The 22542-nt window shown below is 72.9% G+C and carries 25 protein-coding genes; 9 read left to right on the top strand and 16 right to left on the bottom strand.

Going from position 1 to position 22542, the window contains the following annotated elements; all coding sequences use genetic code 11:
- Window positions 1-129 precede the first annotated feature (129 nt).
- From dapF to miaA, 3 genes are all read right to left on the bottom strand, one after another.
- Window positions 130-1005 carry a diaminopimelate epimerase gene (gene dapF, locus QNO07_RS24065; RefSeq protein WP_283994445.1) on the bottom strand — a complete coding sequence of 292 codons (876 nt, stop codon included), beginning with the start codon at window positions 1003-1005 and terminating at the stop codon, window positions 130-132.
- A 48-nt stretch (window positions 1006-1053) separates the two neighbouring features.
- Window positions 1054-1470: a hypothetical protein gene (locus QNO07_RS24060; protein WP_283994461.1), complete on the bottom strand. Its 417-nt coding sequence runs from the start codon at window positions 1468-1470 to the stop codon at window positions 1054-1056.
- Window positions 1471-1579: 109 nt separating this feature from the next.
- Entirely contained in the window at window positions 1580-2539 is a 960-nt protein-coding gene (gene miaA, locus QNO07_RS24055) for a tRNA (adenosine(37)-N6)-dimethylallyltransferase MiaA (protein ID WP_283994443.1), read from the bottom strand.
- Window positions 2540-2634: 95 nt separating this feature from the next.
- Between miaA and QNO07_RS24050 the strand changes: the two genes are divergently transcribed.
- The 5 genes from QNO07_RS24050 to QNO07_RS24030 all read left to right on the top strand — a co-directional run bounded on the left by QNO07_RS24050 (window position 2635) and on the right by QNO07_RS24030 (window position 5338).
- Entirely contained in the window at window positions 2635-3267 is a 633-nt protein-coding gene (locus QNO07_RS24050) for a TetR/AcrR family transcriptional regulator (protein WP_283994442.1), read from the top strand.
- On the top strand, window positions 3257-3874 hold the full coding sequence (locus QNO07_RS24045; RefSeq protein WP_283994441.1) for a hypothetical protein: 618 nt from the start codon (window positions 3257-3259) through the stop codon (window positions 3872-3874). Before QNO07_RS24050 ends, QNO07_RS24045 begins: the two co-directional genes overlap by 11 nt.
- Window positions 3861-4505, top strand: coding sequence for an N-acetyltransferase (locus tag QNO07_RS24040; RefSeq protein ID WP_283994440.1), 645 nt, complete (start codon window positions 3861-3863; stop codon window positions 4503-4505). Before QNO07_RS24045 ends, QNO07_RS24040 begins: the two co-directional genes overlap by 14 nt.
- Window positions 4506-4714: 209 nt before the next feature.
- The gene (locus QNO07_RS24035; protein ID WP_283994439.1) at window positions 4715-4987 is read left to right on the top strand and encodes a hypothetical protein; all 273 of its coding nucleotides are present in this window, start codon (window positions 4715-4717) and stop codon (window positions 4985-4987) included.
- Window positions 4988-5014: 27 nt separating this feature from the next.
- Window positions 5015-5338 carry an antitoxin gene (locus QNO07_RS24030; RefSeq protein ID WP_283994438.1) on the top strand — a complete coding sequence of 108 codons (324 nt, stop codon included), beginning with the start codon at window positions 5015-5017 and terminating at the stop codon, window positions 5336-5338.
- A 78-nt stretch (window positions 5339-5416) separates the two neighbouring features.
- Here QNO07_RS24030 and QNO07_RS24025 read toward each other — a convergent pair whose 3' ends face one another.
- Window positions 5417-6124, bottom strand: coding sequence for a class III extradiol ring-cleavage dioxygenase family protein (locus tag QNO07_RS24025; RefSeq protein WP_283994437.1), 708 nt, complete (start codon window positions 6122-6124; stop codon window positions 5417-5419).
- Between the two features lie 87 nt (window positions 6125-6211).
- Window positions 6212-7705 (bottom strand): tRNA (N6-isopentenyl adenosine(37)-C2)-methylthiotransferase MiaB, encoded by a 1494-nt coding sequence (gene miaB / locus QNO07_RS24020; RefSeq protein WP_283994436.1) that lies wholly within the window; start codon window positions 7703-7705, stop codon window positions 6212-6214.
- Between the two features lie 78 nt (window positions 7706-7783).
- Between miaB and QNO07_RS24015 the strand changes: the two genes are divergently transcribed.
- The gene (locus QNO07_RS24015) at window positions 7784-8782 is read left to right on the top strand and encodes a TAXI family TRAP transporter solute-binding subunit (protein WP_283994434.1); all 999 of its coding nucleotides are present in this window, start codon (window positions 7784-7786) and stop codon (window positions 8780-8782) included.
- 52 nt (window positions 8783-8834) lie between these two features.
- Here QNO07_RS24015 and QNO07_RS24010 read toward each other — a convergent pair whose 3' ends face one another.
- From QNO07_RS24010 to QNO07_RS23990, 5 genes are all read right to left on the bottom strand, one after another.
- Window positions 8835-10397, bottom strand: coding sequence for an FAD-dependent monooxygenase (locus tag QNO07_RS24010; RefSeq protein ID WP_283994433.1), 1563 nt, complete (start codon window positions 10395-10397; stop codon window positions 8835-8837).
- A gap of 201 nt (window positions 10398-10598) precedes the next feature.
- A complete protein-coding gene (locus QNO07_RS24005; RefSeq protein ID WP_283994431.1) occupies window positions 10599-11510 on the bottom strand; it encodes an amino acid ABC transporter permease in 912 nt (303 codons plus the stop codon).
- On the bottom strand, window positions 11507-12175 hold the full coding sequence (locus QNO07_RS24000; protein WP_283994429.1) for an amino acid ABC transporter permease: 669 nt from the start codon (window positions 12173-12175) through the stop codon (window positions 11507-11509). The genes QNO07_RS24005 and QNO07_RS24000 overlap by 4 nt, the downstream gene beginning before the upstream one ends.
- A 94-nt stretch (window positions 12176-12269) precedes the next feature.
- Window positions 12270-13100, bottom strand: coding sequence for a glutamate ABC transporter substrate-binding protein (locus tag QNO07_RS23995; RefSeq protein ID WP_283994427.1), 831 nt, complete (start codon window positions 13098-13100; stop codon window positions 12270-12272).
- Window positions 13101-13165: 65 nt separating this feature from the next.
- On the bottom strand, window positions 13166-13942 hold the full coding sequence (locus tag QNO07_RS23990) for an amino acid ABC transporter ATP-binding protein (protein WP_283994425.1): 777 nt from the start codon (window positions 13940-13942) through the stop codon (window positions 13166-13168).
- 286 nt (window positions 13943-14228) lie between these two features.
- Here QNO07_RS23990 and QNO07_RS23985 point away from each other — a divergent pair, with 286 nt between their 5' ends.
- The 3 genes from QNO07_RS23985 to QNO07_RS23975 all read left to right on the top strand — a co-directional run bounded on the left by QNO07_RS23985 (window position 14229) and on the right by QNO07_RS23975 (window position 17820).
- Complete coding sequence (locus QNO07_RS23985) at window positions 14229-14948, top strand: response regulator transcription factor (RefSeq protein ID WP_283994424.1); 720 nt, start codon at window positions 14229-14231, stop codon at window positions 14946-14948.
- Between the two features lie 11 nt (window positions 14949-14959).
- Entirely contained in the window at window positions 14960-16390 is a 1431-nt protein-coding gene (locus tag QNO07_RS23980) for a sensor histidine kinase (protein ID WP_283994423.1), read from the top strand.
- 179 nt (window positions 16391-16569) lie between these two features.
- Window positions 16570-17820: a cytochrome P450 family protein gene (locus tag QNO07_RS23975; protein WP_283994422.1), complete on the top strand. Its 1251-nt coding sequence runs from the start codon at window positions 16570-16572 to the stop codon at window positions 17818-17820.
- Between the two features lie 132 nt (window positions 17821-17952).
- Here QNO07_RS23975 and recX read toward each other — a convergent pair whose 3' ends face one another.
- The 6 genes from recX to QNO07_RS23945 form a co-directional block, all read right to left on the bottom strand.
- Window positions 17953-18555: a recombination regulator RecX gene (recX, locus tag QNO07_RS23970; RefSeq protein WP_283994421.1), complete on the bottom strand. Its 603-nt coding sequence runs from the start codon at window positions 18553-18555 to the stop codon at window positions 17953-17955.
- A 4-nt stretch (window positions 18556-18559) separates the two neighbouring features.
- A complete protein-coding gene (gene recA / locus QNO07_RS23965) occupies window positions 18560-19693 on the bottom strand; it encodes a recombinase RecA (protein WP_283994420.1) in 1134 nt (377 codons plus the stop codon).
- A 327-nt stretch (window positions 19694-20020) separates the two neighbouring features.
- Window positions 20021-20215 (bottom strand): DUF3046 domain-containing protein, encoded by a 195-nt coding sequence (locus tag QNO07_RS23960; RefSeq protein WP_283994418.1) that lies wholly within the window; start codon window positions 20213-20215, stop codon window positions 20021-20023.
- Between the two features lie 102 nt (window positions 20216-20317).
- Complete coding sequence (locus tag QNO07_RS23955) at window positions 20318-20629, bottom strand: AzlD domain-containing protein (protein ID WP_283994416.1); 312 nt, start codon at window positions 20627-20629, stop codon at window positions 20318-20320.
- Entirely contained in the window at window positions 20626-21492 is an 867-nt protein-coding gene (locus QNO07_RS23950; protein ID WP_502961920.1) for an AzlC family ABC transporter permease, read from the bottom strand. The genes QNO07_RS23955 and QNO07_RS23950 overlap by 4 nt, the downstream gene beginning before the upstream one ends.
- Before the next feature lie 188 nt (window positions 21493-21680).
- On the bottom strand, window positions 21681-22505 hold the full coding sequence (locus tag QNO07_RS23945; protein ID WP_283994414.1) for an AraC family transcriptional regulator: 825 nt from the start codon (window positions 22503-22505) through the stop codon (window positions 21681-21683).
- Between the last annotated feature and the right edge of the window lie 37 nt (window positions 22506-22542).

Raw genomic sequence — 22542 nt, 5'->3', positions numbered from 1 at the left:
GAGGTGTCGCACCGTCAGTTGCCTGATGCTACCGACCACATCACGCCTGTCCGACCGGCTCCTGCGGACCGTGGTGCGGATCACCCGTTCGAGCGAGCCGGCCCCGGGCGTGGCGCCGGAGGACACGCGTCACGCGGCGGCCAGCCATGCCGGGTCGAACGTGCCCTCGGCCACGATGACCGCGGGCCCGGTCATCCGGATCTCCCCGTCGGGGTCCTCGCTGATGATTAGGCGTCCGCCCGGCACGTCGACGGTGTACGTCACGGAGGTGCCGTCCACCGCAGGGTCGGCGCCGTCGCGGCGGGCGGCGGCGACCATGACCGCGCAGGCGCCGGTGCCGCAGGAGCGGGTCTCGCCCGAGCCGCGCTCGTGCACGCGCAGCGCGACGTGCCGCGGCCCGCGGTCGACGACGAACTCCACGTTGGTGCCGTCCGGGTAGGCGTCGGCGGGCTGGACCGCGGGTGCGTCCAGCAGCCGGCCGGCGTGCGCGAGGTCGTCGACGAAGACGACCGCGTGCGGGTTGCCCACGTTGACGTTGCGGGCCGGCCAGGTGCGGCTTGCGACGGTGACCCGTACCTCGCCCGCGGGCAGCAGGGCGCGGCCCATCGCGACGGTGACCTGCCCGTCTCCGGCTCCGGCCTGCACCCGGCGCACCCCGGCGCGGGTGGCGACCGCGAGCTCCCCGGGCTTGGCGAGGCCGGCGTGCAGCAGGTAGCGGGCGAAGACGCGGACGCCGTTGCCGCACATCTCGGCGACGCTGCCGTCACCGTTGCGGTAGTCCATGAACCACTCGGCGGTGTCCGCGTGCTGCCGCGCCTCGGGATGCGCGGCGGAGCGGACCACGCGCAGCAGGCCGTCGCCGCCCAGGCCGCCCCGCCGGTCGCAGAGCCGGGCCACCGCGGCGGCGTCCAGGTCGAGCAGGCCGTCGGGGTCGGGAAGGATCACGAAGTCGTTCTCGGTGCCGTGGCCCTTGAGGAAGGCGAGGGGCTGCGCTGCGGTGCTCACGGTTCCGATCGTACGGGAGCCGCCGGAGCCGGGGCCGGCGACGCGGCGTCAGCGGAGCCGGGCCACCCGCCACACGGCGAGGGCGACGAGCGTGGTGACGATGACGGCGTAGAGCAGCACCATGCGCCAGTCGGTGCGGTCGCCGGAGCCGCGCGGCGCCAGACCGGGCCAGGTCAGGCCGACCCGCCGGGCCGCCATCATGCCCCAGCCCGCCGCGCAGAAGCTGATGAGCAGTCCGAGCATGGCGACGACGGCCCCGCCGTCCCCGAACTCGAAGGCGAGCGGGAACGCGAACATCAGGGAACCCGTCGCGGCCAGCGCCACGATGGGCGCGAGCTGCCAGATGCGCAGGCGCCGCGGCGGGCGCAGCTCACCGTAGGACTCGTCGCCCGGAGCGGAATCTGCGGGGCCGTCGTCCAGCGGTTCCAGGACGGGGTCGTCGCTGTCACGAGGGCCGGCCTCCATCGCCACGCACCCTCCCACCTACGGCTCACGGCATTGCGGCTGAGCGTCGATGATGGCACGCTCAACCGCCTGCCAGCGCCGTCAGAAGCGTCCCGATGCCATCACGTGATCAGGCTGTGACCGGTCGTTCGACGAGCGACAGCGCGTCCGCCGCGAGACGATCCGAGCCACCGCCGTCACAGCCGCTGTCGCCGCTGAGCCAGTGCACCCGCGGGTCCCGCCGGAACCAGGACTCCTGGCGGCGGGCGAAGCGCTTGGTGGCCCGCACGGTCTCCGCCCTGGCCTCATCCATCGTGCACTCCCCGGCCAGTGCGGCCAGCACCTGCTGGTAGCCCAGCGCCCGTGCCGCGGTGCGTCCTTCGCGCAGCCCGCCGGCCTCCAGCGTGCGCACCTCCTCGACGAGGCCCGACTCCCACATCCGGTCCACCCGCCGGGTGATACGGCGGTCCAGCTCGGGACGCTCCACCCGCACGCCGATCTGCACGGTGTCGTACGCGCCCTGCTCGGCCCCGGGCCCCGGCAGGTTCGCGGTGAAGGGCCGCCCGGTGATCGTGATGACCTCCAGGGCCCGGACGATGCGGCGGCCGTTGCTGGGCAGGATGGCGCGGGCCGCCTGCGGGTCGGCGGACGCCAGCCGCTCGTGCAGCGGCCCGCTGCCCCGCTCGGCGAGTTCCTCCTCCAGCCGGGCCCGCACCTGCGGGTCGGTCCCGGGGAACTCCAGGGCGTCGACCGCGCCCCGCACGTAGAGGCCGGAGCCGCCGACGAGCACCGGGTGGCGGCCCTCGGCGAGCAGCCGGTCGATCTCCGCGCGGGCGAGGCGCTGGTACTCGGCGACGCTGGCGGCGACGGTGACGTCCCACACGTCGAGCAGCCGGTGCGGCACGCCGCCGCGCTCGGCAGGCGTCAGCTTGGCGGTGCCGATGTCCATGCCCCGGTAGAGCTGCATGGAGTCGGCGTTGACCACCTCACCACCCAGCCGCTGGGCGAGGGCGACGCCCAGGTCGGACTTTCCGGCCGCGGTGGGGCCGACGACTGCGATGACCCGGGGGGTGGAGGGTGCGTTCTTCACGGGAGCAGTCTTCCAGAGGGCGGTTGGTGAGGCGATGTCCCGTTTCCCTCGGGAGGGTACTGGTGGTACATCCCAGTGGTGTGTACTTTGGGTTCATGCCCTTGCCCCGATTCGACCGCCTGCCCGCCGAGCGCCGGGAGCAGATCCTGCGCGTGGCGCGCCGCCACTTCGCCGACCACGGCACCGAATCCGCCTCCTACAACAAGATCATCGAAGCTGCGGGCTTCTCCAAGACCGCGGCCTACCACTACTTCGACGGCCGGGAGGACCTGCTCTCCACCGTGCTCGACGACGTCCTCCTGCGGCTGCTCCACACCCTTGGCCCCTGGGTCCCGGCGAGCGGCCGGGCGGAGTTCTGGGCCCGCCTGGAGGCGGGCGCCGGAGCGCTCGCGGCCCATCTGCGCGACCACCCGGACGACCTGGCCCTCGCCGACGCGGCCATCGGGCACACCGGTGACGGGCCGTGGCTGAAGTGGTTCGACGACCTGGTCACCAACGGCCGGCAACTGGGGATCGTCCGAACCGACGTGGACCACGGGCTGCTGGTGACGGTGACGGCGGCGGTCGTCCGGGCCGCCGACGCGTGGGCGCTCGCCCGCATGACCTCTCCGCCCGCGCCCGGGGACGCGGTGGCGGACGAGGAGGGCGCGCAGCTCTGGCAGCTGCTGCGCGGGCTGTGGAGCGGGGCCGGACCGGTCACCGAGGAGGGGAGCGCCGATGCGCACTGACCTGAGGATCGCCTGGGACATACCCGCGACACCCCCCGGGCTCAGCGGCCGCCTGCAGCGGTTCATGGGACCGGGCAAGACGCGCGCGGAGTCGGCGGTGGAGGTCGCCGGCCTCGTCGTCTGCGGCGTGCTGCTGGCCGGCGGGGCGTGGGCCTCGGACGCCCGGCCCCCGTGGTCGGCGCTGCAGCTGGCCGTGGTGGTGCTGGTGGGCCTGGACCTCGTCGGCGGAGTGCTCACCAACGCCACGAACGCGGCAAAGCGCTGGTACCACCGCCCGGCCCCCGGGACCCGGCGGGCGCGGCTGCTCTTCGTCGGCGCCCACCTGGGGCACCTCGCGGCCATGGGGCTGGTCGTCCTGCCGGGTGACTGGCACTGGACGCTGGTCAACGCCGCGCTGCTGCTCGCCGGTGCGGCCCTCGTGGAGTTCGCACCGCTGCACCTCAGGCGCCCCGTCTCGATGGCCGTCCTGATGGCGGCCGTCCTGGTCAACCTGTTCTGGCTGGACGTGCCCGCGGTGCTCGGTTGGTTCGCGCCGCTGTTCTTCCTCAAGCTGCTGGTCTGCCACCTCGTCCCGGAGGCGCCGCTGGAGCGGGGTGACCGTGGTTGAGGCCGCCGGGCGGTGGAGCATCGACCCGGACCCCGACCCTTCCGTCTGCGCCCGCGTGCTGACCGCCGCCTTCGTCCGGGAGCCCGCGGTCTCGTGGATCTGCGGCAGCTCGACGTCGGCGCGGACCCGCTGGTTCGACGCCACGCTGCGGGCCCACGCCACGCTGCCCGCCGCCCGCCGGTACACGCTCACGGCCGCGAACGGGCAGGTGGTCGCTGCCGCGGTCCTCACGCCCCCGGGGGCGGTGCCCGCGCTGACGGCCCGCGCGGTCTGGACAGCGCGGACGGGCGTCCGGTGCGGCCCGCCGGCCCTGTGGAGGACCCTGCGCTATCTCCAGCTCACCGAGGCCGTGGCCCCGGCGGACACGTGGACGCTGGAGTTCGTCGGCGTACGGCCCGAGAGCGCCGGGACCGGGGCGGGAGGGTTCCTTCTGGACCGCGTACTCGCGGATTCCCTGCATCCGGCGGTCCCTCGGGCGAAGGAGGCCACGGCGGTCCCCGCGGGGTGCTTCCTGACCACGGCCGACCCTGCCCTCGTCCCCCTCTACCGCCGCTTCGGCTTCGTCGAGCTCCGGCGGGCCGAGCTGGGGCCGCTCCACGTCACGGCGATGGCGACAACCCGCCCGGCCTGAGCGGCCACGGCCCGCCCGTCGCCCGGCGCCCGTTCCGCGGCCACTGCCCGAACGAGCGACGTGACGCGCCCCGTCCATCCTCGTTCCCCCTTCTTGAAAGCCGCGGAGTACCGCGGAACAAGATCTTCCGGTGCAGCGGGCGCACGGAGGCGCCGAGCGGCGCGGACGTGCCACCGCTCACACCGGACACACGAAAGGTTGGAGAAGGCATGGGTGTTCTCTCCTGGTGGCGCGGCAGGACGTCACGCCCCGCACAGGGCGGCCCGGCGGCGGTGGAGCCGGCAGCGGATACCGACGGGGACGCGGAGGCCGCCGCACAGCCCGCTCCGGCGGGTGACACGCCGGCCGCTGCCGATACGATCCTGGCGGACGGTGACGCCTCCTCGCCCGGTGGGGCCGCGTCGGATGGTGCCGGCATCCCCCGGCAGCAGTCGGCGGCCGAAGCCGCCGACAGCGAGCCCGGCGAAGGCGCCCGCACCTAGCACCCGGGGACTACGGAAGGTGGCGCGATGAGTTTTCTGAAGAAGGCCAAGGACCTGCTGGCCAAGCACGACGACAAGGTCGGCCAGGCCGTGGACAGGGCGGCGGCGATGGCCGACAGCAAGACCGGCGGCAAGTACCGCGACCACATCAGGACGGGCAGCGAGAAGGCCAAGGAGGCCGTGGAGAAGCTGGCCGACGACCCCAAGGGCGCCAGCGGCACCAAGGGGGGTGCCAAGGGTGATGAGAGCACCAGGGGTGACGGGGGCGCAGCCGCCGAGCGCACGCCCGACAGCGGCACGCCCGAAGGCAGCCGTCACGAGGACGGCGGGCCCTCCGGCACGCAGAAGTAGACCGGCCGAGCCGGGCCGTCACGGCCCCGACGGAGCCCGCCGCCGCCCGCCGCACCGGGGCCGCGGCGGGCAGGGCGGTCAGGACCAGCTGGCGACCAGGTAGCCGACGCCGTAGGGCGCGCTGTTGTGCAGCAGGCGCCCCCGCAGCCCGGCGCGCTCCCCGGCACCGGCCAGTACCTGCCAGCAGGCACGCCCGGACACCATCAGGTTCTCGGCGAGCGACACGTCCAGCGCGGCCAGCGCGGCGGTGTCCGCAGTGCCGAGCGCGTGGGCCACGTCGGCGTCGAAGACGCCGGCCTGCTCGTCGAAGTGGCCGGGCGCCTTCTCCGAGCGGCGGGCGCTGCCGTCACCCATGACCAGCAGCGCCATTCGCTCGCCCTCACCGGCGAGTTCACGTCCGGCCTCCGCGCAGCGCTCCGGGGGCAGCCCGGTGCCGACGCCCAGCCCCTCCACGGGGGCGCTGCCCCAGTGGGTGCGGTCCAGCAGCCAGGCAGCGACGGAGAGGGACGCCGGCAGCGCCCGCTCGCCTCCCGGCCCGGTGCCCAGGGCCACCTCCAGGTCCAGTCCGAAGCCCGCGAACGAGCCGCGGCTGCCCCCGGGGAAGACGCCCCTGTCGTCCCGGTCGGCGGGGCCGAGGACCACCAGGCGGTCGGGACGGGCCGCGGCGAGCACCCCCACCGCGTCGAAGCAGGAGGCACGGACGGCGTCCAGTTCGTGGGCGGCACCGCCCGCGAGGTCGGGAAGCAGGAGCGGGGGGCACGGGCAGACCGCGGCGGCGACAAGCATGACCGCAGCCTACGGGGTGCCCCGCCGCTCCCCCGCGCAGGGACGGGCCGCCCGGCGGGCGAGCCGCACTGACGGGGGTCCGGGTCGTCAGCAGGCGTTGCAGCCGCCGGCCGCCGGCGGCAGCGGCTCGGGCACGCCGATCTTCGGCAGTCCGAGCAGTACTCCCGCGCCGGGCTCGCCGGACGCGGCCGGGGCGGCGGTGCGGGCCTCCCAGGCGTCGCCGGCCCGCGTGCGGCGCACGGACAGCGGCGCCCCCTCGGCCAGCAGGTGGTGCGGCGCGGCGTAGGTGACCTCGACCGTCACCATGTCGCCGGGACGCACCGGCTCCTCGGGCCGGGTGAAGTGCACCAGCCGGCTGTCGGGCGCACGGCCGGACAGGCGGCGCGTGGCACCGTCCTTGCGTCCCTCGCCCTCGGCGACCATCAGCTCCAGCGTCCGGCCGACCTGCTTCTTGTTCTCCTCCCAGGAGATCTCCTCCTGGAGGGCGACCAGCCGCTCGTAGCGCTCCTGGACGACGGCCTTGGGGATCTGGTCGTCCATCTCCGCGGCGGGCGTCCCGGGCCGCTTGGAGTACTGGAAGGTGAAGGCCTGGGCGAAGCGGGCCTCACGGACCACGTGCAGGGTCTCCGCGAAGTCCTCCTCGGTCTCCCCGGGGAAGCCGACGATGATGTCCGTGGAGATGGCCGCGTCGGGCATCGCCGCCCGGACCTTCTCGATGATGGACAGGAACCGCTCCTGCCGGTAGGAGCGGCGCATCGCCTTCAGCAGCCGCGAGGAGCCCGACTGGAGCGGCATGTGGAGCTGCGGCATCACGTTCGGGGTCTCGGCCATCGCCGCGATCACGTCGTCGGTGAAGTCGCGCGGGTGCGGCGAGGTGAAGCGGACCCGCTCCAGACCGTCGATCCGACCGCACGCCCGCAGCAGCTTGCCGAACGCCTGCGGGTCGCCCATGTCGCTGCCGTAGGCGTTGACGTTCTGGCCCAGCAGCGTCACCTCGGTGACGCCCTCCTCGACGAGCGCCTCCACCTCGGCGAGCACGTCGCCGGGCCGGCGGTCCTTCTCCTTGCCGCGCAGCGCGGGCACGATGCAGAAGGTGCACGTGTTGTTGCAGCCCACCGACACCGACACCCACGCGGCGTAGGCGCTCTCCCGCCGGGTGGGAAGCGTGGACGGGAACGCCTCCAGCGACTCGGCGATCTCGACCTGCGCCTCCTCCTGGACGCGGGCGCGCTCCAGGAGGACGGGCAGCTTGCCGACGTTGTGCGTGCCGAAGACCACGTCCACCCACGGCGCCCGGCGCACGATGGTGTCGCGGTCCTTCTGCGCGAGGCAGCCGCCGACGGCGATCTGCATGCCGGGGCGGGCGGCCTTCTTCGGCGCGAGCTGGCCGAGGTTGCCGTAGAGCCGGTTGTCGGCGTTCTCCCGCACCGCGCAGGTGTTGAAGACGACGACGTCGGCGCCGTCGGCCTCCTCGGGGGCGCGCACGTAACCGGCCTGCTCCAGCAGACCGGCCATCCGCTCGGAGTCGTGGACGTTCATCTGGCAGCCGAAGGTGCGCAGCTCATATGTCTTCGCAGTCATGTCAGTGGACAAGCCTACGCGCTCCCCCGGCAGGTCCGCCCCTCCCCTTCCCCCGTCGCGGATGGCAGGATCCGCGTCATGGCCCCGATCCGCATCACCCGCCCGGCCGGCCGCGCGGGACTCACCGCCGCCGCAGCCGCAGCCGTGGCGCTGGCGCTGCTGCTGTGGTGGCTGCTGCCGCCCGGCGGCACGCCGCCCAGCGGGCGGGTGGCCTTCGCCACCGGCTCGGCCAGCGGCGTGTACGAGCGGTACGGCGCGCTCATCCAGGAACGGCTGCGGCGGGACCTGCCGGACGTCGAGATGGAGTTGCAGCGCAGCGAGGGCTCGGTCCAGAACATCGAGCGCCTGGTGTCCGGCAAGGCCGACTTCACCATCGCCCAGGCCGACGCGGTCGCCTCCTACCTGGCCAAGGGCGGTCAGGACGCCGACCGGCTGCGGGCCTGCGCCCGGTTGTACGACGACTACGTGCAGCTGGTGGTACCGGCCGACTCGCCCGTCCAGGAGGCCGGGGACCTGCGCGGGCTGCGGGTCGGGGTGGGACCGCAGCGGTCGGGCGTGCGACCGGTCGCGGAACGCCTGCTGCGCGCGGCCGGGCTGGACCCGGCGAAGGACGTCACCGCCGTGCAGGAGGGCATCGACCGGATGCCCGAACTGCTGGAGCGCGGCCGGCTCGACGCGTTCTTCTGGACCGGCGGGCTGCCGACGGCCGCCGTGCAGGACCTCGCCGCGCGGGCTGAGATCCGGCTGGTGGAGCTGGGCGACCTGGTGCCCGCCCTGCACACCGCCGACCCGCAGGCCCGGCACTACCGTGCCGCGGTCATCCCGGGCGACGCCTACCCGTCCGTGCAGCACGGCGAGGGCGTGAAGACCGTCGCCGTGGCGAACCTGCTGGTCACCACCGAGGACACCGGCGCCGCGCTCACCGAGGGCCTGACCCGGTCGCTGATCAGCAGCCGCGACCACATCGGCCGCGAGGTGCACGCAGCGCAGAAGGTGGACCTGCGCACCGCGATCTACACCGACCCGCTGCCGCTGCACGAGGGGGCCCGCCGCTACTACCGGGCGGTCAAGCCCTGACCCGCTGCCCGCGCGGTGCCGCGGGCCGGGCAGCGGACGGGGAGGTCACCGGTCAGGTGCGCAGTGCCTCCTCGCGCGGGCCCTCGCCCAGCAGCGTCTCCGCGCAGGTCCGCAGCAGGTCCGGACGGACCCCGGCAAGCGCCGCGGAGAGGTGGCCGTCGGGCCGGACGACCAGCACCGTGTGCGCCGCCGCACCGGGGTAGTTCTCGGCGACGAGCAGTTCGGCGGGAAACGGCAGCACCCTGACGGCCGCGGCGAGTTCCGGCATGACTCCGGCGTGCAGCCAGTGGCGGCTGTCCCACACCCCGGTACCGGGCGCGACCAGCACCACCAGCAGGTCCCGGCCGAGGCACTGCCACAGCGGCAGGCACTCGCCCTCCAGCGAGGTCACCGGCACGTCCTCCGCCAGGTCCCCCGGAGCGGTGCCGACGGCGACGGTGCCGGCCTGGCCGGGGGCGAGCGGTGACCCGCCGTATCCGGCCGGGCCGCCTATGGAGCCCAGGCCCAGATGGCCGTCGGTGAGCAGTGCGAGCGGGCCGCGGGTGCCGCCCGGCAGCAGCCCGCGCAGCCCCTTGCCGCCGCGTACCAGGGGCAGCGCCTGGTCCAGGGCCCGCAGCCGGCTCACGACCGCGCCGCGCCGCTCCGCCTCGTAGGCGTCGAGCAGCGTGTCACAGGCGCCGTGGTGCCAGGCCACGGCCAGCTTCCACGCCAGGTTGTCGACGTCGCGCAGGCCCTCGTCGACGGACTGCGTGCCCAGCGCCCCCAGCAGGTGGGCGGCGTCACCGGCGAGGAAGACCCGGCCGGTGCGCCAGCGCCGGGCCAGCCGCTGGTGCACGGTGTGCACGCCGGTGTCGAGCAGCTCGTACGCCGGCTCCTGCTCGCCCGTCCACGCGGTGAGCGTGGTGGTGACGTGGCGCATCAGCAGGTCGGGGGTGACGACCTCGCCGCGCGGCGGCAGCAGCCAGTCGAACCTCCACACCCCGTCCGGCAGGGCGCGGGCGCAGATCTCCCCGCGCTGCTCGGGTGGGTCGCGGTGCAGTAAGCCCTCGTTGGGCCACGGCAGCCGGGTGCGCAGCGCGGCGACGGCGTGCCGTTCGACGGCGGTGCGGCCGGGGAAGCGCACCTCCATGAGCTTGCGCACGGTGGACCGGGCGCCGTCGCATCCCACCAGGTAGCTGCCGCTCCAGCCGGTTGAACGCACCCCCCGGGTGCGGGCGGTGACGCCCTCGGCGTGCTGCTCCAGCTCGGTGAGGCGGCTGCCGGTCGCCATGTGCACCAGGTCCTCGCCGCGCACGGCGTCCCGCAACGCCCCGGCCAGGGCGTGCTGGTAGAGGTGCGTGGGCGCGTCGGGAGCGGCGAAGTCCTCCTGGTGCACGGTCTGCCGGCGGCGCATGGTGCGCCACACCCGCCATCGGGCGCCCTCCGGCGGGCGCTCACCTGACAGGCGCCGCACCAGGGCGGCGGTGTCGGGCCGCAGCACGCAGCTGCGCGCGGGACGGGGGGTGACCTCGCCGTCCTCCGTCTCCAGGACGATCGAGGGAACCTCGTGGCGGGCCAGTGCCAGCGCCAGCGCCAGCCCCACCGGCCCGGCCCCGACCACGATCACCGGGTCCACGGCACGACGCCTCCGGGGACCCCGCGGTGCGAGCCGGCCAGGCGGCCGGGTGGTGCCGTGCAGACAGGGGGAGTTGACGCCGGAGGGCCGGTGTGGTGCGTGATCACAGTAGGTCATGCAACCCACTGCCCGTTCAACCGTCAAGTGACGGCGGAACGGGCAGTGGCGGGCCGTGGCGTGAGGTGCCGCGGCGCGGTCAGGTCACATGCCTCTCCCGGTGTCCATGTCCGAGATCGGCTTGGGCCCGGGTTGCTCCAGTTGTTCGAGATCGTCGCGGGTCAGCGTGGCGCCGGTGCTGCGCTTGGCCCGGCGCATCCGCTGTTCCAGCCAGCCGGCGAAGCTGGTGAGCAGGAAGTTCAGCAGGATGAAGATCACCGCGACCACGACGAAGCTGGCGATGGTGTTGGCGTAGTTCGCGTTGAGCTGCCGGACGGAGTTGAGCAGTTCGGGGAAGCCGAGCAGGGCGCCGCCGAGTGCGGTGTCCTTCACGATGACCACCAACTGGCTAACGATGGTCGGCAGCATCACCGTGACCGCCTGCGGCAGCAGCACGGTGCTCATCGTCTGGCCCTTGCGCAGACCGATCGCCTTCGCCGCCTCGGTCTGCCCGCGCGGCAGCGAGAGAATGCCGGCCCGCACGACCTCGGCGAGCACCGAGGAGTTGTACAGGACGAGGCCGGTGACGACCGCGTACAGCGGGCGCACCTCCGGGCTCACGTCGGTGAACTGCGCGTACAGCTCGTTGGCGAACAGCATCAGCACCAGCACCGGGATCGCGCGGAAGAACTCCACGATGGTGGTGGCGACGCCCCGCACCCAGCGGTGGTCGGAGAGCCGGGCGATACCGAGCACCGCGCCCAGCGGCAGTGCGATGACCACCGACAGGAAGGCGGCCTTGAGGGTGTTGCCCAGTGCGGGGAGCAGATAGGTGGTCCACGAGCGGGAGTCGGTGAAGAACGGACTCCACTTCTCCCATTCGAGCTGGCCCGCAGCCGCCACGGTGTCGATCACCCACCAGCAGACCGCGGCCAGCACGACGAGGAAGACCACTGTGTACAGCACGTTGCGCGCCTTGGCCTTCGGGCCCGGTGCGTCGTAGAGAACCGTGTTCATCGCTTCACCGCCACACGCTTGCTGACCCGGCCGAACACGAGACCGGTGGGCAGGGTCAGGATGATGAATCCGACGGCGATGACCATCGAGATGAGCAGCAGTTGCGCCTCGTTCTCGATCATCTCCTTCATCACCAGTGCCGCCTCCGCCACTCCGATCGCCGCCGCGACCGTGGTGTTCTTGATCAGTGCGATCAGCACGTTGGTCAGCGGGGCCACCACCGAGCGGAACGCCTGCGGAAGGATGATGTGGGACAGCACCTGGGAGAAGGTGAGTCCGAGCGCGCGGGCCGCCTCGGCCTGACCGAGCGGCACCGTGTTGATACCGGAACGCAGCGCCTCGCAGACGAACGCCGCGGTGTAGGCACCGAGGCCGAGCACGGCGAGCCGGAAGTTCTTCGTATCGAAGTCGTTCTCCGCCCCGAGGTGGATGCCCAGTGTCTGGGAGAGGCCCAGCGAGGTGAAGAGGATGATGATGGTGAGCGGCGTGTTGCGCACCAGGTTCACGTAGGCGGTACCGAAGGCCCGCATCAGGGGAACGGGGCTGACCCGCATTCCGGCGAGCACCGTGCCCCAGACCAGAGCACCGATGCCCGAGAGGACGGCGAGTTTCACCGTCACCCAGAAAGCCCCGAGCAAGTCGTATTGCTCAAGAAAGTCGAACACGATCTTCCGTGCTTCCGTTTGGATGGATGACGCGGTGTGCCGCCCCGAGGGGCGGCACACCACCGGGCCTTTGTGGCGCTGTCAGCGAGCGCGCTCAGCCCTTCTCGGTGATCTCCGGCGCGGGCTCGTTCTTGTAGTTCGCGGGGCCGAAGTTGGCCTCGACGAACTTGTCCCAGGAACCGTCGTCGACCATCTTCTTGAGCGCGTCGTTGATCTTGCCCTGGAGCTCGGTGTCGCCCTTCTTGAGGCCGATGCCGTAGTTCTCGTCGCTCAGGCTGAGACCGGCGAGCTCGAACTTGCCCTGGTACTGCTTCTGCGCGGCGAACCCGGCCAGGATGGAGTCGTCCGTGGTCAGCGCGTCGAGCTGGCCATTGGCCAGGCCGCTCAGGCACTCCGAGTAGCCGCCGTACGTCTGCAGCTGGGCCTTGGGCGCGAAGTCCTTCTTCACGTTCTGCGCCGAGGTCGAGCCGGTGACCGAGCAGAGCTTCTTGCCGTTGAGGTCCTCGACCTTGCCGATCTTCTCACCGGAGCGGACCAGCAGGTCCTGGTGGGCGAGCAGGTACGGGCCGGCGAAGGAGACCTTCTGCTTGCGCTCGTCGTTGATCGAGTAGGTGGCGGCGATGAAGTCGACGTCCCCGCGAGCGATGAGGTTCTCCCGCTCGGCGCTGGGCGCCTCCTTCCAGGTGATGTCGCCCTCCTCGTAGCCGAGCTCCTTGGCCACGTAGGTCGCGACGTCGACGTCGAAGCCCTCGTACTTGCCGTCGGGCGTCTTCAGGCCCAGGCCCGGCTGGTCGAACTTGATGCCGATGGTGACCTTGTCGTTGCCGTCCCCGTCACCGCTTCCGCTGTCCCCACCGCAGGCGGTGAGGGACAGGCCGAGAGTGACCGCGGTGGCGACGGCGATGCTGGTGCTGCGGAGTTTCATGACTGGTACTTCCCTCGGTTGAGTGGTGTGGAGAATTCCGTCGGGCAGGACTGTCGGGCAGGGCCTCAGTGCGCCAGGATCTTCGACAGGAAGTCCTTGGCACGGTCGCTGCGCGGGTTGCTGAAGAACTGGTCGGGAGTGGCCTCCTCGACGATGCGCCCGTCGGCCATGAAGACCACCCGGTTCGCCGCCGAGCGGGCGAATCCCATCTCGTGGGTGACGACGATCATCGTCATCCCGTCCCTGGCCAGCTGCTGCATGACCTCCAGGACCTCGTTGATCATCTCCGGGTCGAGCGCGGAGGTGGGCTCGTCGAAGAGCATCACCTTCGGCTCCATCGCGAGCGCGCGGGCGATGGCCACGCGCTGCTGCTGGCCGCCGGAGAGCTGCGCCGGGTACTTGTCGGCCTGGTTGGCGACGCCGACCCGGTCGAGCAGTTCGCGGGCGCGCTTGTCGGCCTCGTCCTTGGACTTGCGGCGGACCTTGACCTGCCCCAGCGTCACGTTCTCCAGCACCGTCTTGTGCGCGAAGAGGTTGAACGACTGGAAGACCATGCCGACGTCGGCGCGCAGCCTGGCCAGCTCCTTGCCCTCCGCCGGCAGCGGCTTGCCGTCGATGGTGATCGAGCCGGACTCGACCGTCTCCAGCCGGTTGATGGCCCGGCACAGGGTCGACTTGCCGGACCCCGAGGGGCCGATCACGACCACGACCTCGCCCCGGGCGATGCTCAGATCGATGTCCTGAAGCACGTGCAGGGCGCCGAAGTGCTTGTTGACGTTGTCCAGTACGACCAGCGGATCCGCCTTCGGCGCGGCGTCCTTGGTCACCGATACTTCGCTCATCGGCGTCACTCGCTCCGTCCTCATCGATTGGGGGGACCTTAGTGACCTGCGGGAACCGGCGTCATCACATCTGAGCGGAACTTGAGGATAACGATCCGGCCACGCACGGGCACTCTGGGTGACCGGTCCGCTCGGGAGAGTACCGGGTCCGCAACGAAAATCCGACCGTGCCGGAACAGGGTTGACGCACCCGGTCCTGTCGGGGTGTATGCATAAGCGTGCCCGCACCCCGCGGGATACGCCACGCAGCGCGCGGCGAAGGACGACGGATCCGGAGGGAGGCCCGGTGAGACTGCTGCTCGTCGAGGACGACGAACACGTCGCCGCGGCCCTGAGCGCCGTGCTCAGCAGGCACGGCCTGGACGTGGTGCACGCGCGCAACGGCGCCGAGGCCCTCGACCACCTGCTCCCCGCGGACGGCGTGTCGCCCTTCGCGGTGGTCCTGCTCGACCTGGGTCTGCCCGACCAGGACGGCTTCGAGGTGTGCGGCCGGATCAGGCGGCGCACCAGCACTCCGGTGATCATGGTCACCGCCCGGGCCGACGTCCGCTCGCGTATCCACGGCCTCAACCTGGGCGCTGACGACTACGTCGTCAAGCCCTACGACACCGGTGAACTCCTCGCCCGAATCCATGCCGTCAGCCGCCGCAACGCCCCCGACGAGCACACCGAGCAGCCCGACGAGAGCCGCGGCCCGGCCGGTGACGGTGACGCGCTGCGCTTCGGTCCGGTCCTCATCCACCTGTCCACCCGCCAGGTGACCGTGGACGGCGCCCCCGTGCAGCTGACCCGCAAGGAGTTCGACCTGCTGACCCTGCTCGCCCAGCGGCCCGGTGTGGTGTTCCGGCGGGAGCAGATCATCAGTGAGGTGTGGCGCACCAGCTGGGAGGGCACCGGCCGCACTCTGGAGGTGCACGTCGCCTCCCTGCGGTCCAAGCTGCGCCTGCCGGCGCTGATAGAGACCGTCCGGGGCGTCGGCTACCGGCTCGCCGGGCCGGCGTCCTGAGGCCTCAGACCGTGCGCTCCCGCCTGCTTCCCCTGCTCATCGTGCTGTCCGCCGGGCTGCTGCTGGGCCTGGGCGTGCCCCTGGCGGTCAGCATGGCCGCCCGCGAGCAGCAGCGGGTCGTCGTCGACCGGATCGACGACACCGCCCGGTTCGCATCCCTGGCGCAGTTCGTCACCGCCCGGCCCGTCGACGGCTCGCTCGCCTCCGCGGAGAACCGCGCCGCCCGCGAGGAGCAGGACGAGCGCCTGGCCACCCTCACCGAGGAACTGGCCCGCTACCACCAGCTGTACGGCATCCGGGCCGGCGTGTTCTTCCGGGACGGACGTGCCATGGCGGCCTCACCCGACGGCTGGAGCGTGCCCGCGGAAGAGCCCGGCGCCGAGGCCTTCGCGGAGGCCCTCGCCGGGCGGCGCAGCCACGACCCGGCGCAGGTGTGGCCCTGGTCGGACCACCGCATCGCCATCGCGTCCCCGGTGATCAGGGACGGCGACGTGATCGCCGTCGTGCTGACGTCCTCGCCCGGTGACCAGCTGGGCTCGCGCATCCTGCGCAGCTGGCTGCCGCTGGCGGCAGGCGAGGCCGCGGCGATGCTGCTGGCGGTGATCGCGGCGTTCCGCCTCACCGACTGGGTGCTGCGCCCGGTCCGCACCCTGGACAAGGCGGCGCACGACATCGCCACCGGCAAGCTCGCCTCCCGGGTCGCCGCGTCCGGCGGCCCACCGGAACTGCAGCGGCTGGCGCACTCGTTCAACGAGATGGCTGACCACGTCGAGGACATCCTGGAGCAGCAGCGGGCGTTCGTCGCGGACGCCTCGCACCAGTTGCGCAACCCGCTCGCCGCCCTGCTGCTGCGCATCGAACTGCTCGGGCTCGCCCTGCCGGACGGCAGCGCCGAGTTCGCCTCGGTCCAGGCGGAGGGCAAGCGGCTGGCCCGCGTACTCGACGACCTGCTCGGGTTGGCCCTCGCCGAGCACTCGGCAGCCGACATGCAGGTGACGGACGTGGCCGCACTGGTGGCCGAACGGGTGGACGCCTGGCACACGCTGGCAGAGCGGCGCGGCGTGGAACTCGGCACGGCGGGCAACACCGCGGTCACCGCCTGGACCGACCCGGTGGCGCTGTCCAGTGCGTTGGACGCGGTGGTCGACAACGCGCTGAAGTTCACCCCTGCGGGTGCCGCCGTCACCGTCTCCACCGAAGCCAACGGTGAGCACGTCACCATCGAGGTCGCCGACGGCGGCCCCGGGCTGGACGAGGACGAGCTGGAACGCATCGGTGACCGGTTCTGGCGCAGCGGCAAGCACCAGAACATGCCCGGTTCGGGGCTGGGCCTTTCCATCACCCGGGCGCTGCTCACCGCGGGCGGCGGCACGGTCTCCTACGCGCCGAACGAACCGTGCGGGCTGCGCGTCACCTTCACCGTGCCCCGCACGTCCCCCTGAGGCCCCGGAGCACCGTACCGCCGGGGGCCGGCCGTCGGAGAGGGCAGTACAGGGCACAGCACAGGGCACAGCGGAAGGGGCCGGCCGGGCGGGCTCTGCGGACGGCCGGGGGCGCGATGTGGCCGATGTCGCAGGAGGTACGGGGCCGGGCGGCGCGATCGGCGAGGCAGGATGGCCGGATGCTCGATCCGGCAGACCCGGCCTTCGCCCGCGACCCCTACCCTTTCTACGCCCGGCTGCGCGCCCAGGGCCCGGCGGCGTGTGTGCCGCTGGCCAACGGCAGCAGCGCCTGGCTGGTCACGGGATACGAGCAGGCCAGGGCCGTCCTGGCGGACTCCCGCTTCTCCAACGTGCCGCCCCGGGGCGCCGGCCGACCGAAGGCGGACTCCCCGGCCCAGCGGGCCAGGGCCCGGCTGGGACGGCACATGCTGAACACGGACGCGCCGGACCACACCCGGTTGCGCCGCCTGACCGCCGCCGCGTTCAGCCCGCGCCGGGTGAACGCGCTGCGGCCCCGCATCGAGGTGCTCGTCAAGGAACTGCTCGCCGAGCTGGGCAGCCGCGCCGTCGGCGGCACTCCGGTCGACCTGGTCGACGGGTTCGCCTTCCCGCTGCCGGTGCTGGTGATCGGTGAGGTGCTGGGCGTGCCCGAGGCGGACCGTGCCGACCTGCGGGCCTGGACCTACCGCGTCGGTTCACCGACCGACGCGCTGCCGGCCGGAGCAGTGGACGCCGCCTGGGTGGCACTGCACGACTACTTCGAGCAGTTGATCGCGGACAAGCGCGCACGGCCCGGCGACGACCTGTTCAGTGATCTTGTGCATGACTCCGCCGAGGGCGGCCTGACGGACGGCGAACTCCTGGCGATGGCCTTCCTTCTGCTGTTCGCCGGCTACGAGACGACGATGAACCTGCTCGCGTCGGCCTCGCTACTGCTGCTCGCCCACCCCGCCGAACGGGCAGCAGCCGAAGCGGACCCCTCCCGCCGCTGGCCGGCCGTCGTGGAGGAGACGCTGCGGTACGCCAGCCCGCTGGAGGGCACCACCTGGCGCCGGGCCACCCGGCAGGTCGACCTGGGCGAGGGCGTGCACATCCCGGCGGGGGCCTCCGTACTGGTGGTGCTGGCCGCGGCCAACCGCGACCCGGCGTTCTTCGACGACCCGGACACCTTCCACCCAGCCCGCTACCTACCGGCTCCGGGAAGGGCGCGCCCGGCACCGCACGCCGCCTTCGGCCATGGACCGCACTTCTGCGTGGGCTCCGGGCTCGCCCGGCTGGAGGCGCAGATCGCGCTACCGCTGCTCTTCTCGCACCTGCCGGACCTCCGCCTGGCCGCGGACCCGGCGCGGCTGCCCTACCGCCCCGGCCTGCTGGTACGTGGTCCGCAGACACTGCCCGTCCACCTGGACGGCAACTCCACCACCCGCTGAGGGCGCCGGCGCGCCTCCCCGGGCGGCCTCACACCGGCCCGCGGCCCGGTGCCGCCTGGGGCTCCACCCTCGCTGCCACGGCCGGCTCCCCGCTACTCAGGGAGAACCGGACCCGCCGCACGCTTCCCCGTTCTACGCGTCCCCGTACGCGCCTTCCCCCGTTGAGTCCTCCTCCTCAGCCTTGAGCGCCTGCCGCACCACACGCAGTGCCAGGCCTTCCGAGTAGCCGCGCCGGGCGAGCATGCCGGCCAGTCGCCTGATCCGCTTCTCCCCGTCCAGGCCCCTGGTCGCACGCAGCTTGCGTTCCACCAGGGCCAGCGCGGTGGCCTCCTCCTGCTCCGGCTGGAGCTGGCCGACGGCTTCCTCAATGACGGCCGACTCCACACCCTTGGTGCGCAACTCCTGCGCCAGCGCCCGCCGGGCCAACCCACGTCCGCGGTGCCGGGACTCCACCCAGGCGTCTGCGAACGCCGCATCGTTGATGAGTCCCACCTCTTCGAAGCGGGACAGCACCTGCTCGGCTGCCTCGTCGGGGATGTCCCGCTTGCGCAGGGCCTCGGCCAGTTGCTGTCGGCTGCGCGAACTCCCGGTGAGCAGCCGGAGGCAGATCGCCCGCGCTTGCTCGACCGGGTCCCGGGGAGTGGGCGGTGGTCCCGCGTCGGCCCTCGACGACGAGGGACCACCGCTGTCCTTGGGGGCTGCCGGGCTCTCCGACCACTCGGTGCGGCGCGCCATGCCGTCAGCTCTTGGCCGCGGCGGCAGCCTTGGTGGCCTTCCCCTTGGCCGCTGTGGCGGGCACGGCCTTCGCCGCGTCCGCCACCGGCTCGGCGGTGACATCGGCGGCGTCCTTGCCCGGTTCGGCCTCCGGCTTCTCGGTCTTCGGGCCGATGCCCAGCTTCTCCTTGATCTTCTTCTCGATCTCGTTGGCCAGGTCGGGGTTGTCCCGCAGGAAGTTGCGGGCGTTCTCCTTGCCCTGCCCGAGCTGGTCGCCCTCGTAGGTGTACCAGGCACCGGACTTGCGGATGAAGCCGTTGTCCACGCCCATGTCGATCAGACCGCCCTCACGGCTGATGCCGATGCCGTAGAGGATGTCGAACTCAGCCTGTTTGAACGGCGGTGCGACCTTGTTCTTCACGACCTTGACCCGGGTGCGGTTGCCGACGGCGTCGGTGCCGTCCTTGAGGGTCTCGATCCGGCGGATGTCCAGACGCACCGACGCGTAGAACTTCAGCGCCCGGCCACCGGTGGTCGTCTCCGGCGAGCCGAACATGACGCCGACCTTCTCCCGGAGCTGGTTGATGAAGATCGCCGTGGTCTTGGAGTGGTGCAGCGCACCAGTGATCTTCCGGAGCGCCTGGCTCATCAGACGGGCCTGGAGACCGACGTGCGAGTCGCCCATCTCACCCTCGATCTCGGCCCGGGGCACCAGCGCGGCCACCGAGTCGATGACGATGAGGTCCAGGGCCCCGGAGCGGATCAGCATGTCGACGATCTCCAGCGCCTGCTCGCCGTTGTCCGGCTGGGACAGGATGAGCTGGTCGACGTCGACGCCGAGCTTCTTGGCGTACTCCGGATCGAGCGCGTGCTCGGCGTCCACGAAGGCGACGGTGCCGCCCTGGCGCTGGGCGTTCGCCACCGCGTGCAGCGTCAGCGTCGTCTTGCCGGAGGACTCCGGGCCGTACACCTCCACCACACGGCCGCGCGGCAGGCCGCCCACGCCGAGCGCGACGTCCAGTGCGGTCGAGCCGGTGGGGATGATCTCGATGGGTTCGTCCGGGCGCTCGCCCAAGCGCATCACGGCGCCCTTGCCGAACTGCCGCTCGATTTGTGCGAGAGCGGCGTCCAGCGCCTTCTCGCGGTCGGTTCCTGCCATGGGGGCCACCCGGTTTGCTTGAGTCGATCGCTTCACGTTGAAGACGCTAGCGGCTGCCACTGACAATCGGCTCCGAGGGCACCTTCGCCCGACCCCCGGACCGACTCAGCACCTCCATGGGAATCCATGTTCGATTTTGATGTCAAGTGACACGCCGAGCCTGTGGACAGAACTAAAACCGCAGGTCAGCGAGGTGTCCGCAGGGAGAACACCAGGCGGCGGCCCCGCCGCGGACCCGCCAACACCTGGCCGATGTCCCCGCCCAAGCCCCCCGAAGATCCGACGAAGACCGATCGGAATCAGGCTTCGGGCGCAGGTCAGCACAGGTCAGCGCAGGTCAGCGGGTACGTCGACGGCCGCACACACCGCGCGCCACACCCGCTTCACCTCCCACCCCGCGTCGAGCGCCTGGTGGACCGTGCGCCCGCCCAGCTCTGACATCACGTGGTCGCGGGCGAACGAGTCGGCGTAGGCCTCACCGAAGTGGGCGGCCATCCGGGCCCAGAAGGTCGTCAAGCGCATGGGCCCAGTATCGCCCCCGCCCGGCCGACCCCCGCCCGGCCGGACCGACGCGCCGCCCCGGCACGCGGCCGGACCGCCGCGCTGCCCCCGCGCCCTGCCCGCTCATCCGCCCAGAGCCCGGACACCGGCGGTGACCAGCACCGCTGCTGCCACCACCACCAGGAACGGCGCGCGCAACAGCAGGGCCACCGCCGCCGCTGCCAGACCCGCCGCCCGGGCGTCCACACCGAACGTGCCCCCGTCTCCGCCGAAGGTCTGCAACGCGGTCAGCGCGGCGAGCAGCGCCACCGGCAGCAGGACGGCGAGCCGCCGCACGACGGGCGCCCGCAGCACACTCGCCGGCACGGTCAGGCCGGCCAGCTTCACCAGGTAGCAGCCGAGCGCGGTGAGTCCGACCGCGATCCAGACGGTCATCGCTCCCCCTCCGCCCCGGCCCGGGGGCGCCTTCGTCGGCCCACGAGTGCCAGCGGGGCGGCCAGCGCCGCCACCAGCACCGGCACTCCCGCGGGCAGCAGCGGCAGGGTGGCCAGCGCCAGGACGACCGCCAGCGCGGCGACGACGCGGGCCCGCACGGAGTCGAGCATGGGCGCCAGCAGTGCCAGGAACACCGCCGGGCCGGCGGCGTCGAGACCCCAGTCGGCGGGGTCGCCGAGCGCACCGGCACCCAGCGAGCCGAGCAGCGTCGTCAGGTTCCACAGCACGTACAGCGTGGCGCCGGTGACGAAGAAGCCGAGTCGGGCGCTGCGGCGGTCGGGCTGGGCCAGGGCCACTGCCGACGTCTCGTCGATCACCCACTGGGCGGCGAGCGGCCGGTAGCGGCCGGGCAGCCGGAGGACCTCGGACAGGCGCAGCCCGTAGAAGGCGTTGCGCAGGCCGAGGAACAGCGCCCCCGCTGCGGCGGCGGCCGCACCGCCCCCGGCTGCGAGCGCGCCGACCAGGGCGAACTGAGAGGCGCCGGTGAAGACCAGCAGGCTGAGCGCGCAGGTCTGAGCGAGGCTGAGGCCGGCCCCGGCGGCGGTCACCCCGAAGGCGAACCCGGAGAGCCCGACCGCGACGCCCACGCCCAGCGCATCGCGGACCGCCGCCCGGTCGGCCCTGGAGACAGGAACGGGTTCGGATGCGCAACGCGGGGCGGGGCAGGGGGCGGGATGCGGGTCGGGATGCGGGTCGGGCCCGGGGCCGTCCTCGGAGGCGGGCGCGGGGGCGGGACCAGGCGCGGCACCCGGGGCGCCTGCCGGGCCGGCCGCTGTCGTCGTGCGTTCTTCCACCCGGCGCACGCTAGCCACCACGCGCACCCCCGGTCTTGTACGTTCTTGCGCCCCTCGCCTCCGCCCCGGGCTCCCTCCGCCCCGACCCATCTCCCGCCCACCTGGTCCGCTCCCCCGCTCGCGGCGCGCCTCGGCGGCGCCGGCCTCCGTCGACGGCGTCCGGGCGCGTCAGGGGCGTCAGGGGCGTCAGGAGTGCGTCAGCGGCGTCCACGTTCACGCTGGTAGGCGCCGGGCGGGACGCCGACGATGCGGCGGAAGTGGCGACCCAGGTGCGGCTGGTCGGCGAAGCCGACCGCGAGCGCGGCCTCGGCCGGCGGAACGCCCTCCTCCAGCAGCAGCCGCGCCCGGCGGACCCGGGCGTCGACCAGCCAGGTGTGCGGCGGCATGCCGAAGCGGTCGCGGAAGGCACGCAGCAGCGCGAACGGCCCGCTGCCCAGTTCGGCGGCGAGCGCGGCCAGGGTGGGCGGGTCCGCCATGCGCTGCTCCAGCAGCAGCCGGGCGCGTTCGGCGACTCGTGCGCCCGCGGTCTGTACGGAACGCGCCGGCAGGGCGCCGCCGTGGCTGCGCAGCAGACGGGCGACGGCCACCCGAAGCAGGCTGTCGGCGGCCAGTGCGTCCCCGGCCTCCGCCGACCGGTGCACGGCCCGTATCAGGTGGGAGACGGTCGGGTCGTGGGCCACGTCCGCGGTGAATCCGGGTGTGCCGCGAAGCCCGGTGGTCTCGGCCGCCACCTCCGCGACCAGCGGCAGCGCGGGGTACAGCGTGAAGTACGCCCAGCCCTCCGGAACCCCCGCCCGGGACGTGTGCACCACCTCGGGGTTGATCATCACGACCGAGCCCGGACCGGCCCGTTCCGTGCCGTGCGGCAGCCCGACCTCCTGGATGCCGCCGGTGACCGCGCCGAAGGTGTAGCCGTCGTGACTGTGCCTGGGGAAGGAGTGCTGGATGTAGTGGGCACGCAGCAGGTCGACGCCGGGCAGCCCGTCGTGGCGCCAGTGCCGTGCCCACTCCGTCGCCGCCATTCCTCCATTCTGCGGCCCGGGTCCGACATCCCGCCCG

Source organism: Streptomyces sp. 549 (assembly GCF_030124175.1).
Classification (GTDB): domain Bacteria; phylum Actinomycetota; class Actinomycetes; order Streptomycetales; family Streptomycetaceae; genus Streptomyces.
This window is presented reverse-complemented; position numbering and strand designations above follow the sequence as displayed.

Excerpts from the sequence above, each read along its gene's own strand:
- QNO07_RS24060 (WP_283994461.1), bottom strand. The coding sequence starts at position 1,470 with ATGGAGGCCGGCCCTCGTGACAGCGACGACCCCGTCCTGGAACCGCTG.
- QNO07_RS24050 (WP_283994442.1), top strand. The coding sequence starts at position 2,635 with ATGCCCTTGCCCCGATTCGACCGCCTGCCCGCCGAGCGCCGGGAGCAG.
- QNO07_RS24045 (WP_283994441.1), top strand. The coding sequence starts at position 3,257 with ATGCGCACTGACCTGAGGATCGCCTGGGACATACCCGCGACACCCCCC.
- QNO07_RS24035 (WP_283994439.1), top strand. The coding sequence starts at position 4,715 with ATGGGTGTTCTCTCCTGGTGGCGCGGCAGGACGTCACGCCCCGCACAG.
- QNO07_RS24030 (WP_283994438.1), top strand. The coding sequence starts at position 5,015 with ATGAGTTTTCTGAAGAAGGCCAAGGACCTGCTGGCCAAGCACGACGAC.
- QNO07_RS24025 (WP_283994437.1), bottom strand. The coding sequence starts at position 6,124 with ATGCTTGTCGCCGCCGCGGTCTGCCCGTGCCCCCCGCTCCTGCTTCCC.
- miaB (WP_283994436.1), bottom strand. The coding sequence starts at position 7,705 with ATGACTGCGAAGACATATGAGCTGCGCACCTTCGGCTGCCAGATGAAC.
- QNO07_RS24015 (WP_283994434.1), top strand. The coding sequence starts at position 7,784 with ATGGCCCCGATCCGCATCACCCGCCCGGCCGGCCGCGCGGGACTCACC.
- QNO07_RS24005 (WP_283994431.1), bottom strand. The coding sequence starts at position 11,510 with ATGAACACGGTTCTCTACGACGCACCGGGCCCGAAGGCCAAGGCGCGC.
- QNO07_RS23995 (WP_283994427.1), bottom strand. The coding sequence starts at position 13,100 with ATGAAACTCCGCAGCACCAGCATCGCCGTCGCCACCGCGGTCACTCTC.
- QNO07_RS23990 (WP_283994425.1), bottom strand. The coding sequence starts at position 13,942 with ATGAGCGAAGTATCGGTGACCAAGGACGCCGCGCCGAAGGCGGATCCG.
- QNO07_RS23975 (WP_283994422.1), top strand. The coding sequence starts at position 16,570 with ATGCTCGATCCGGCAGACCCGGCCTTCGCCCGCGACCCCTACCCTTTC.
- recX (WP_283994421.1), bottom strand. The coding sequence starts at position 18,555 with ATGGCGCGCCGCACCGAGTGGTCGGAGAGCCCGGCAGCCCCCAAGGAC.
- recA (WP_283994420.1), bottom strand. The coding sequence starts at position 19,693 with ATGGCAGGAACCGACCGCGAGAAGGCGCTGGACGCCGCTCTCGCACAA.
- QNO07_RS23960 (WP_283994418.1), bottom strand. The coding sequence starts at position 20,215 with ATGCGCTTGACGACCTTCTGGGCCCGGATGGCCGCCCACTTCGGTGAG.
- QNO07_RS23955 (WP_283994416.1), bottom strand. The coding sequence starts at position 20,629 with ATGACCGTCTGGATCGCGGTCGGACTCACCGCGCTCGGCTGCTACCTG.
- QNO07_RS23945 (WP_283994414.1), bottom strand. The coding sequence starts at position 22,505 with ATGGCGGCGACGGAGTGGGCACGGCACTGGCGCCACGACGGGCTGCCC.